The sequence below is a fragment of the Mycobacterium sp. genome, assembly GCF_049683935.1.
Classification (GTDB): Bacteria; Actinomycetota; Actinomycetes; order Mycobacteriales; family Mycobacteriaceae; genus Mycobacterium.
The window spans coordinates 1-3,230 of sequence record NZ_JBAUJR010000329.1 but is presented as its reverse complement, the minus strand read 5'-3'; the positions used below and the strand labels follow the sequence as shown (position 1 = coordinate 3,230).

The window sequence follows — 3,230 nt, the reverse complement described above, 5'->3', positions numbered from 1 at the left end:
CGGCCACACTGCGCAGGCTCGACCCCGCGATCGAGGAGTCCGCCAGGGCGCTGGGGTCGAGCGCCGCGGCCGCCTTCCGGCGGGTGGTGCTGCCCCAGCTGCGGCTGGCAGTCCTCGGCGGTGGGCTGCTGATCGGCGTGCATCTGCTTTCCGAATACGGCGCCTTCGCGATGCTGCGCTTCAACACCTTCACCACGGCGATCTTCGAACAGTTCCAGGCCACGTTCAACGGCGCCGCGGGCAGCACGCTGGCGGGGGTGCTGATTGTGCTGTGCCTGGTCCTCATCGTCGGTGAGGCGGCGGCACGGGGTAGTGCCCGCTACGCCAGGATCGGCTCCGGATCCCAGCGCATCGCGACACCACACCCGCTGGGCGCCATGATGATTCCGGCCAACGTGGCGGTGGTGGTGCTGGCTGTGCTGTCCCTCGGCGTGCCGACGTGGATCATCGGGCGGTGGCTGTGGAAGGGTGGCCCCCGGACATGGCTGGACGGCAGCGTCGTGGACTCTGCGCTGCAGACGATCACGCTGGCCGCCGCGGCGGCGGCGTTGACGACGGTGCTGGCGTTTCCGTTCGCGTGGGTCGCCGTGCGCTACAGCGGTTTCTTCGCCCGCTTCGTCGAGGGTTCCAACTTCGTCACCAGCTCGATGCCGGGCATCGTCACCGCGCTCGCATTGGTGACGGTGGCGATCCGATACCTGCCTGCGCTCTACCAGACGGTGACGTTGGCGCTGGCCGCCTATGTGCTGTTGTTCCTGCCCCGGGCAATGGTCAACCTGCGGTCCGGACTGGCCCAGGTGCCGCCGAGCATGGAAGAGGCCTCCCGGTCCCTGGGCGTCTCACCCACCTGGACGTTCCTGCGAGTCACGTTGCGGCTCACCGCACCTGCGGCCGCGGCGGGCGCCTCACTGGTGTTCGTCGCAGTGGCCACCGAACTGACCGCCACGCTGCTGCTTGCGCCTACCGGCACGAACACGCTGGCGATGCGGTTCTGGTCGTTGTCCAGCGAGTTGGACTACGCGGGCGCGGCGCCGTACGCGTTCCTCCTGGTCGCGCTGTCGGTGCCCGTGACGGTGGTGCTGTTCAGGCAGTCGACGAGGGCGGCTGCGCTGTGACATCCGATGCTGTCGAGGTGGCTGGTCTGTCCAAGTCGTTCGGCGGCCAACGGGTGTTGCACGGTATCGACCTCGATGTCGGCGCGGGCACCATCACCGCAGTCGTGGGCGCATCGGGCTGCGGCAAGACCACGCTGTTGCGACTCATCGCGGGCTTCGAGACACCGGATGCCGGAACGATTTCCATCTCCGGACGGGAGGTGGCGGCACCCGGGAGAAGCACTCCGCCGCACCGTCGCGGCGTCGGCTACGTTGCGCAGGACGGTGCCCTGTTCCCCCACCTCACGGTCGGCCAGAACATCGCCTACGGACTCAATGGCAATGCGCGCCGGGCGCACTCCCGGGTGACCGAACTGCTTGCCACGGTATCGCTCGACGAGTCCTATGCGCTGCGCAAGCCGCACGAACTCTCCGGCGGTCAGCAGCAGCGTGTCGCGCTCGCCCGCGCACTCGCCCGCCGTCCCGCGCTGATGCTGCTCGACGAACCGTTCAGCGCGTTGGACACCGGGTTGCGGGCCTCGACCCGCAAGGCGGTCACCGCACTGCTCGCCGATGCCGGAGTGACCACACTGCTGGTCACCCACGATCAGCAGGAAGCGCTGTCGGCCGCCACCCAGGTCGCTGTGATGCGTGACGGCCGATTCACCAAAGTCGGTACACCTGAAGAGGTTTACCGCGCACCCGACGATCTGTTCACCGCCGAGTTCCTCGGCGAGTGCGTGCTGCTGCCCTGCACGGTCGACGGCGAGACAGCCGAATCCGCGCTCGGTCGGTTGCCGGTACGCAACACCTCTGCTGTCGGGCCCGCCACGCTCATGCTGCGCCCCGAGCAGCTGACCGCAGTCACCGTCGGTGCCGAACAGACTGCTGCCGGCAGCCGAGCGGCCACCGTGCTGGCTTCGGAGTTCCGCGGGCACGACGTGATGTTGACAGTCGCCCTGGGAAACGGTCATGCGCCGATCACCGTTCGCCAGCACAGCATCAACCCACCCGCGGTCGGCGCCACGGTGCGCCTCGAGGTCGACGGCGACGCGGTGGCGTTCGCTGAGCGATCAACTCACTGAGAGAGCTCAACTGCCGACAGCCAAACCGGACTGCACAACCCTTTGCCGTCCTGTCGGAAATGCCGATCAGCAAACTCAATTCCGAACCCCGGCCGTTAGTTCGCGTCGTTTGCTCCAGCGACAATAAGAAGTGCGCGGAAGTATCGGCGCCACCAGCAATTCGCTGCCGAATACGACATGTCACCCCTCGCGCAGATCGAAGCGATTCTTGTGGATACATCGAGATCGGGACACGATACAGGCTTTCCGCCAAGCGATCTGGTTGCACTCCGCGCGCGCTCCACCGGATGCGATTTGACGCCTCCGTCATTGCGCCCTCGGCGTCGATAGCGCTGCTGAGTCACCCCTCGCCCATTCGACGCGGCGTCATATATTACGAATTCTGTTTGCTTCAAGATCAATTCGATATTCGCTTCTCAGCAATACAGCAAAACGTTAGCGTGAGCAGAGTCTCACGGATGACGCAATCTGCCTGCGACTGGCAGCACTACTTCGGAGGGTTCTAGAAAATGTCCAAACACTGCAAGCGCGCATCACGGATGGCGGTCAGGCAGTATCTCGCCACAGGAATCTCGGGGGCGGCACTGGTCGGAGTCGGCGTGCTGCTGTCCTCCGCGCAGGAAGAGTCGGCGACCGTCACCGCCGAAGTGCAGCTGGTGTCCAACGAGACACTGCTCGCACAGGACGAATCGCAGTCCGACCCGTGGTTCTTCGGATCGGGTGGCTCGAACTCCTCCTCGGCCGGCCTCGGCGCCGTGACGCAGGTGACCGCGATGCGGCCTGCCATCGGCCCGGGTGGCTGGTTGATCGGCGACGGACTCGACGCACTGGACCTGGATCCGGATTGCACCGTGAACTGCAGGGGCGGCAGCGGCGGGCTGCTGAGCGGCAACGGCGGCGACGGCGCGTTCGGCGGCGTGGGCGGCAGTGGTGGCTACTTCTTCGGAGACGGTGGCGACGGTGGTGACGGCGTGGATGCCTTCACCGACGACGAGGGTGTCCGGGTGGCAGCGGTCGCGGGCGGTGCCGGCGGCAACGGTGGCTTCCTGTT

The 3,230-nt window shown here is 66.6% G+C and carries 2 protein-coding genes and 1 pseudogene; all 3 read left to right on the top strand.

The features are described 5' to 3' along the window. A partial coding sequence (locus tag WA965_RS19530) for an ABC transporter permease (RefSeq protein WP_526447963.1) occupies positions 1 to 1,115 on the top strand: 1,115 nt, incomplete at its 5' end. Further along, complete coding sequence (locus tag WA965_RS19525; protein WP_526298479.1) at positions 1,112 to 2,179, top strand: ABC transporter ATP-binding protein; 1,068 nt, start codon at positions 1,112 to 1,114, stop codon at positions 2,177 to 2,179. The genes WA965_RS19530 and WA965_RS19525, both read left to right, overlap by 4 nt. 509 nt (positions 2,180 to 2,688) lie before the next feature. Continuing rightward, positions 2,689 to 3,230: pseudogene (locus WA965_RS19520) on the top strand (hypothetical protein); the annotation flags it as partial.